Genomic DNA, 7,133 nt, shown 5'->3' on the forward strand with positions numbered 1-7,133 from the left:
CGAATCACTTCGACTGGTGCGCAGCGATTTTCGATGTCGAATGGCGCACTGGACGAGCCAAGTGCTGCCTTCCTGGGCCCGCGGCGACGTGGACAGCCGCCCGCACCGTCCTGCAAGACATTGCGGACGGGTCGTTTCGCCGCGGGTCCGGTTGGAACGCGAGGGTCACACGTCGGGCCGGTACCTCGGAGCACCGGCGCGCGTGCGCAATGGAGGCTCCTTCAGGTGGATCAGTGGGTGAGGAAGGTTGGCATGTGGTCGGTGTGGAAACGGGGGAGGGCGGCGGTGAGGGTGGACAGGTCGTTGCCGCTACTCAGGACGGTGCCGTCGGGCCGGATGATGGCGGCGCGGGCGCGTCCGCGGCGTAGCCAGTGGTGCAGATCGGTGCCGGGTCGAGCCAGCAGGACTGTGCCACCGCGTTGTTCGATGGCGGTGCGTTGCGCCGGGGTCGGGGAGAGGGAGGTGACGACCGCGAACCGGCCGGCGACGACCTCGGCGAATCGGCGACCCTGGTCGAGGTCTGGATTCGGGATCAGGCGGCCCGCTCGGCTTCTACGTAGTCGAGGTCGTTTTATCAGAGTGGAGCGGTGAAGGGCCGGGGTTTCGCCGTCCATGATCTTGTCGCCGAGGCCCGGGATACGGTGCAGCAGTGGTACGACGATGCGCCGGATGAGGTTGCCGACTTCGCCGCCTTCGGTCATGGCCATTCCGACGAGCTTGGCGCGCCGGATCAGTGCGAGCGCGTGGGGCTTGCGTTCGATCTCGTAGGTGTCGAGGGCGCTTTCGGGCAGATCTCCGGTGAGGACGCCGGCAAGTTTCCAGGCGAGGTTCATCGCGTCGCGGATCCCTGCCCCCATCCCCTGTCCGATGAACGGCGGTGTGAGATGGGCGGCGTCGCCGAGTAGGAACACGCGCCGGTCGCGCCATCGGTCCGCGATTTGGGCTTTGAAGGTGTACTCGGCCACGCGGACAAGCGTCAGGTCGTCGACCGGCGTGTTCCGTGTCCATTGTGAGAGGAGGGGGTGCAGTCGAGCCATGTCGCGATAGTCGTCGGCGGTCTCTCCGGGTTCGAGCCGGAACTCCCAGCGGTAGCGGGTGTGTCCGATGCGCATGTATGTTGCCGCGCGCACGGGGTCGCACACCTGGTGCGCGCCCTCCCACGCGCCGAGGTCTGTGGTGGTCTCGATGTCGACAACCAGCCAGCGTTGGTCGAACTTCAGGTCCCGCATCGTTGCCTGAATCTGGTTTCTGACCAGGCTGTTGGCCCCGTCGCAGCCGAGGACGTATCTGGTCCGCACCGATTTTTGCACACCGGTGCCTCGGTCGGTGAAGTCGACACGAATGCTGCCGGCCTGGTCGTCGGCCAGCCCGGTGACCTCTACGTTGCCGCGGAGAGAGGCCCTCGGGTGCCGTGTCAGATTGGCGCGCAGGATTTCCTCGAACTGCGGCTGGTCGAACATGTTGGCCTCGGGGTAACCGTGTACGCCCGGGCCGGGGTCTCGGTGGAACTCGGTGAGAACTCGCATATTTCGGTCCACAAGCCGCAACCCGAGGCACGGCCTGGAGATCGCCGCGAACTCCTCGGCGATCCCGAGGTGCGCCACGATTCGGTGGATCTCACCGTCGAGGTGGACCGCCCGTGGCTGCGCATAGACGCCCTCCCAGCGCTCGACTATCAGGCACTCGACACCGTACTGAGCCAGCAGCGTGGCGGCGGTTAGTCCGGTGGGTCCGGCACCGACGATGACGACCGGGACGACCTGCTCGCTCATCGGATCGATCCGAACAGGACTACGAGGTAGGCCACGATCGCTGCGCCGACGACGATGGCGGGCGCCATCTCACGCAGTCTGTCACCGTTCCGTACGTGCGTGACGACGGCACCCACCATCAGGAGCAGCAGCCCGATGCCGGCTGCGGCGCCGAGTGCCGGCACGAGTCCGCCGATCAGGAGACCGACGGCACCGGCGACCTCGAGCGCACCGATGCCCCGATACGTGCTGACGGGCATACCGACGTGGGCTGCTCGTTCCCGCATCGGGGAGGTTGCCGCTATCTTGCCGACGCCGAGCAGGAGGTAGAAGACTGCGAGGCAGAGTGCCAGAACTAGTGATGCGGTGGTCATGTGCGCACCGTGACCTTCCAATTGATCGCATATCGGTTCAAGATCGCCTTGACCGTCGGTTCGCCGGCAGTTCCGTCGATCTCGACGGTGGCAAGGATCGAACCGTCCTCTACGGACGCCTGGATGCTGTCGATCCCTGCGACGGTGGCGAGGGCATGCTCGAGCTCGCGCCGTGTCGCGTCGGCGCGCAGTGCGAGTTTGTAGAGCTTGCCTACCGCCGTGACGGGCAACGCCGGGAGGATCGTGACCGCCTTGGGTGCCGCGGCCCGTTCGGGGACGCGCTCGCCCGCCCAGGCTTGTAGCTCGTGAACGGTGATACCGGCGTCTGCGGCAACAGTGACGTAGGCAACGGGCACTTCGCCGGCGTGGGCATCGGGGCGTCCCACCGCGCTGACCGCGGTGACCTGCGGATGAGCTAGAAGGACGTCTTCGATGACCGCTGGATCGATATTGTGCCCGCCCCGGATGATGAGGTCCTTCGCGCGTCCGACCAGGTAGAGGAAACCGTCGCTGTCGACGCGCGCCAGGTCGCCGGTGTCGAGCCAGCCGTCGACCAGTTTGCCCATGCCGTCGAGAACGGGTCCGTGTTCGTTGTGGGCGGCAACATAGCCGGCGAACACGGTCGGACCGCTGATCGCCAGCACTCCGGTCGCGCCGGTGGGCAGGTCTTCCCAGGTGCCGTCTTCACGGACGCGTACCACTTTGACCTGCTGGTAGGGCATCCGTACCCCGACCGAGCCAGGTCGTGGCGCGTCGGGAAAGCTGCGTGCACTCGCGCAAGTTGCCTCCGTCAAGCCGTAGCCTTCGAGAAGGGGCACACCCGTGTGGTCCTGGAACTTCGAGGCGACCGCAGTCGGCAGAGGCGACGCTCCCACCATGGCGAAGCGCAGACTACTGATGTCGGCATCGACCGGGCGCTGCGCGAGGGCCGCATATACGGTGGGCACCGCGCTCATCGACGCGATCCTGTAGTGCTCGACGATCTTCCAGAATTCGCTGGACAGTATCGGGTCGCGATAGCCGAGCGGGCCGGCCCACACCACACCCTGGCCCTTGAACAGCGGCGCCAGCAGCGTGACCATCAAGGCATTGACATGGAACAGCGGCAGGGCAGCGAATACGACTGAGTCCGTACCCCACGACGAGTTCGCGACCAGCATCCAGGCATCGGCGACCTCGTTGTCGTGGGTGTGGGCGGCCAGCTTCGGAACACCGGTGGTACCACCGGTGTGAAACAGTGCGGCCACGTCGAACCCACGGGGGGGATCACCGACGAAGTCGGAGGAATCGATATCGGCCGACAGCGCACTGAGATAGCCGATCCGCACTCCATCGACCTCGGGCAGGTCCGCAGGCGCGCCGGCGGCGCCGGTGGGCCGCAAGACCAGCACAGCATCCACCTTCCCGCTCACGGCAATCTGGTGCGCGGCCTCCCATGTCTGGGGCGCAAGTTCCGGTCCGGCCGCGACGAGTACCCGGGCACCTGAGCGGCGCAGCAATTCAGCGATGTGCTGGTGCGACTGCGCGGCGTTGACGGGAGCAGCGATGCCGGCGAGCTGTGCGGCGAGAGTCGCGGGGATCAACTCGGCGCAGTTGGGCGCCATCACGGCGACCGCATCCCGGCGCCGCACGCCCAGACGATGGAGCAGGTTCGCGTAACGGTGAACATCGTCGCGCAGTTCGGAGAAACTGCGCTGCAACGGCTCCCGCCACCGTGCGCCGTCCGGTAGGACGGTGAGCGCGAGCCGATCCGGCCACATACGGGCCGCTCGGGTGAGCAACGCATAGGTGGACTCCGGAAGCCCCCGATCGCGCAGCGGCACGGCCTCGATCGTCGTCAGATCCGTGGGCGTCGCGTAACGCGGCCACAGCAGGTCGGTGGTCATCGCGCGTACCTCACCACCGTGCGCTGGCGCCCCAAGTCGATGGTCCCGTCGTCTGTGAAGACGGTGGCTTCGATGAGGTCGCCGTCCTGCAGGTAGTTCGGATTCTTGGCCTGGCCCGCGAAGAAGAGCTTCCATTTGACTGCCGGCGGCAGCAGGGAGGAGAGGATTGCGATCGGCTTCGGTGGGGCGCTCAGCGCCGTTCCGACCGGTGTTCCGGTCAGCAGCAAGTCCCCGGCATCGAGGCGTTGGAACCGGGTCAGCGCCTGCAGAGTCTCGGCCGGCTGGTAGATCATGTCGGCAACGGTCATGTTCTGGCGTGGCTCACCGTTGACCCAGAGCCGCAGGCGCAGGTCGGTGAACCGCTTCAGCTCGTCGCCGTCCAGGAGTACGAGCGCGGGGCCGACCGGGGTGAACGTCGGATATGACTTGGCTTCGTAGAACTGCGTTTTGGGGAGCTGGATGTCGCGCGCGGAGATGTCGTTGGTGACGACCAGGCCGGCAATGTAATTGGCGAGAGTGTCTGCGGTGATCGACGTCCCGACCGGGATGTCGCGAGCGAGGACGAGCCCGATCTCCACCTCGTAATCCAGCAGCCGGACATGGGCAGGACGGATCACGTCGTCGTTGGGGCCGCTGATCGATCCGGAAGCCTTTCGGAAGAAGGTCAACGGAATGGTGTCGGGGTTCATCCCGGCGTCCTCGACGTGCGAGGCGAAGTTCGTCATCTGTGCGACCACCCGGCACGGGGCGGTGACGGGGGAGAGCAACCGGAGGGTCTCGACGGGCACGGTGCCCTTGCTGGACGCCGCGGCCTCGACGGCCGGTCGGTCGGCCAGCAGCTGGGCGGTGGTGGTGGCCGCGGTGTCTACCCGTGCGGCGCCGGTGGGTGTCTCGACCCACCAGGCGTCGGCGGTGCGGAGGACGGAAATGGTCATGAGCTGGCAACTTTCAGAAGGCCGCGGAGGCGGTGGAGGTCGAATTCGTTGTCGGCGCGCAGCGCGTGGACAACTGCGCGCAGTTCCTGGAGTGATTCCCGACCGGGGTTCACTCCGAGGAAGTCTTTGGTGGCGGGCGGCCCCCACTGGGCCAGTCCAGACGCGGTCATCGGTGCCCAGCCCCCGTCGAGCGTGTCGTCGAAGAGATCGCCGTCCGTGAAGTGCTCGACCATGAATCCGTCAGGGTCGCGCCAGTAGTCGAAGATCTGGCTGCCCTGGATGTGTCGGCCGATGCCCCAGGACCGGCGGTAGCCCCGGTCGAGCAGGTATTCGCCTCCCGCGGCGAGGCAGTCGAGGTCGGCGACCTGATATGCCGAATGCACATAGCGGTTGGCCGGGCCGAGAACCAACGCGAGGGTGTGATGGTCGGTGGGCGTGGCGCCCCGGTCGCAGCGGATGAAGCTCATGATCGGACCCCCGGCCCGTTGCCCGGGGTAGTAGAGGAAGTCGCTGACGATCAGTCCGAGGTGCTCGAGGTACCAGTTGAGCGTTTCGAGGTACGTCGTCGTCTGGAGCACGATGTGACCGAGCCGTTGCACGGTGGCCGGCGCGCGGGGCGGCCGCTGTGGAGCGTTCACCCGCCCGCCGTCGTGTCCGAAATTCAGGGGGAGCGGGGTCTGGTCGGCCAGCGCCGGCAACTCGAACGTGTCGGACACGACGCGCACTCCCAGACCACTGGGATCTGTGAGATCGACCGTGATCCCGCCCAGACTCTCGGGGAGGGGCACGACCGCACCCCCGACCGCGTCCGCCAGTCGCAGCACGTCGGCCGCGTCGGCCGCCCGGAAGGCGGGACCGACGAACCGCGAACGTGGACCCCGGCGGATGAGCACGCAGGGCGAACCGGGGTCTGTCCCGCGCAACTGCAGTTCGTGTGCGGTGCGAAGCGCCGTCGCAAAACCGAAGGCATGGGCGAACGCCTCCGCCCGATCGAGGTCGGGCTTCTCGAACTCCAGCCACGCGAGGTCATACACCTTGATGGTCGGCTCGGCGGCCCGCCCCCGGTGTTCGCCCGCCAGCGCGCCCTGCTCACTGTGCAGACCGGTATGCGGGTCATGGTGGGCATTCATTGACCACTCCCTTCGATTGTTGAGGATATCGTCACTGACGAGGATATCGTCAGTCAAGAGTTTTTGAGGAATTCGTCAATATTGATGACGCGCGGTAGGGTAGGGCCGGGTCAGACGGAGTAGGGCACGCAGGCATGATCGAGCAGATCACCGATGCACCGAACCGCCTGGGCCGGCGCAAGGCGCATACTCGCGCCGCATTCGTACGCGCAGCCCAGTCGGTTACCCCGTTCACGCCGACGCCGACTACTTCGACGACGCCAGGAAAATTGCGGACCGCATCCGAGTGGCGCACGAGGCGGGCCCGCGGCCGCGGCCACACTTACCGCACGCCAGAACGTCGCGGGCACCCGCGGCGTAGACGGGATACTAATGGCTGGAATGGGATTGGTGCAGCGGTTGCTCGGACAACGCAGATTCGAACCGATTCGCGCGGTGACCGAAGTGAGCGCGGCCAGCGAGGCGAATCGGGAAGAGATTCCCGTGGAGCAGGTCGTCGCGCTCCTGCGGGAGCGTGTGTACGGCGCGATGACGTGTTTGGCGACGCTCGCCGTCCTCGTCCGCTATACGGCTCCCGAGACGAGCCCATGGTCTCGGGTCCTCGATGTCGCGGTGGCCACCGGCGGGCTCTGGGCAGCGAGCCTGCTGGCCGATTGGGTAGCGCACCTCGGCGCGCACCACAGTGCTCCGCGCGGACGGGCAGCGCTGCGGATGCTGCAGGCCTCCGGCCAGATTGTGGAGGCCGCGGTCTTGCCCCTGCTGGTATTGGTCGCAGCCGCCGTCGGACTATTGAGCCTATCCACAGCGATGTGGATCGCGATGTGGATCCTCGTCGTTGAACTTGGGGTAATTGCTCTGTTTGCCGTGCGAATGGCCCAATTACGTTGGTGGCAAAAGCTGTTCACTATCGCAGGTTTGGTCGGTGTGGGCGTACTTGTGGTCGGTATCAAGATCCTCGGCCATTAGCGCCGATTTTCGCGGAGCGGTGATTACCTGAGCTTGGGTACGCGGGGGGCCGTGCTCATGGCGTCGTGAGGATTGGGTGGATTTGTGTAGT

Annotated in this window: 6 protein-coding genes and 1 pseudogene; 2 read left to right on the top strand and 5 right to left on the bottom strand. The window is 66.4% G+C overall.

Translation table 11 applies throughout. The annotated features are described in order from the left end of the window. Nucleotides 1–230: 230 nt before the first annotated feature. The 5 genes from ACFWAY_RS06785 to ACFWAY_RS06805 are packed head-to-tail and all read right to left on the bottom strand — an operon-like array spanning nt 231 to nt 6,076. A complete protein-coding gene (locus ACFWAY_RS06785; RefSeq protein WP_378510216.1) occupies nt 231–1,772 on the bottom strand; it encodes a bifunctional 3-(3-hydroxy-phenyl)propionate/3-hydroxycinnamic acid hydroxylase in 1,542 nt (513 codons plus the stop codon). Next, the gene (locus ACFWAY_RS06790; protein WP_378510217.1) at nt 1,769–2,125 is read right to left on the bottom strand and encodes a DoxX family protein; all 357 of its coding nucleotides are present in this window, start codon (nt 2,123–2,125) and stop codon (nt 1,769–1,771) included. Before ACFWAY_RS06790 ends, ACFWAY_RS06785 begins: the two co-directional genes overlap by 4 nt. Further along, the gene (locus ACFWAY_RS06795; protein WP_378510218.1) at nt 2,122–4,011 is read right to left on the bottom strand and encodes an acyl-CoA synthetase; all 1,890 of its coding nucleotides are present in this window, start codon (nt 4,009–4,011) and stop codon (nt 2,122–2,124) included. The genes ACFWAY_RS06790 and ACFWAY_RS06795 overlap by 4 nt, the downstream gene beginning before the upstream one ends. Continuing rightward, on the bottom strand, nt 4,008–4,946 hold the full coding sequence (locus ACFWAY_RS06800) for a fumarylacetoacetate hydrolase family protein (protein WP_378458237.1): 939 nt from the start codon (nt 4,944–4,946) through the stop codon (nt 4,008–4,010). The genes ACFWAY_RS06795 and ACFWAY_RS06800 overlap by 4 nt, the downstream gene beginning before the upstream one ends. Beyond that, complete coding sequence (locus tag ACFWAY_RS06805; protein ID WP_378510219.1) at nt 4,943–6,076, bottom strand: VOC family protein; 1,134 nt, start codon at nt 6,074–6,076, stop codon at nt 4,943–4,945. Before ACFWAY_RS06805 ends, ACFWAY_RS06800 begins: the two co-directional genes overlap by 4 nt. A 134-nt stretch (nt 6,077–6,210) precedes the next feature. Here ACFWAY_RS06805 and ACFWAY_RS06810 point away from each other — a divergent pair. Together ACFWAY_RS06810 and ACFWAY_RS06815 are read left to right on the top strand one after the other, a co-directional pair. After that, nucleotides 6,211–6,297, top strand: a pseudogene (locus ACFWAY_RS06810) (TetR/AcrR family transcriptional regulator); the annotation flags it as partial. A 160-nt stretch (nt 6,298–6,457) separates the two neighbouring features. Continuing rightward, entirely contained in the window at nt 6,458–7,042 is a 585-nt protein-coding gene (locus tag ACFWAY_RS06815) for a hypothetical protein (protein WP_378510220.1), read from the top strand. The last annotated feature ends 91 nt before the right edge of the window (nt 7,043–7,133 follow it).

It is taken from the genome of Rhodococcus sp. NPDC059968, from assembly GCF_042738615.1.
In the GTDB taxonomy this organism is placed as follows: domain Bacteria; phylum Actinomycetota; class Actinomycetes; order Mycobacteriales; family Mycobacteriaceae; genus Rhodococcus_F.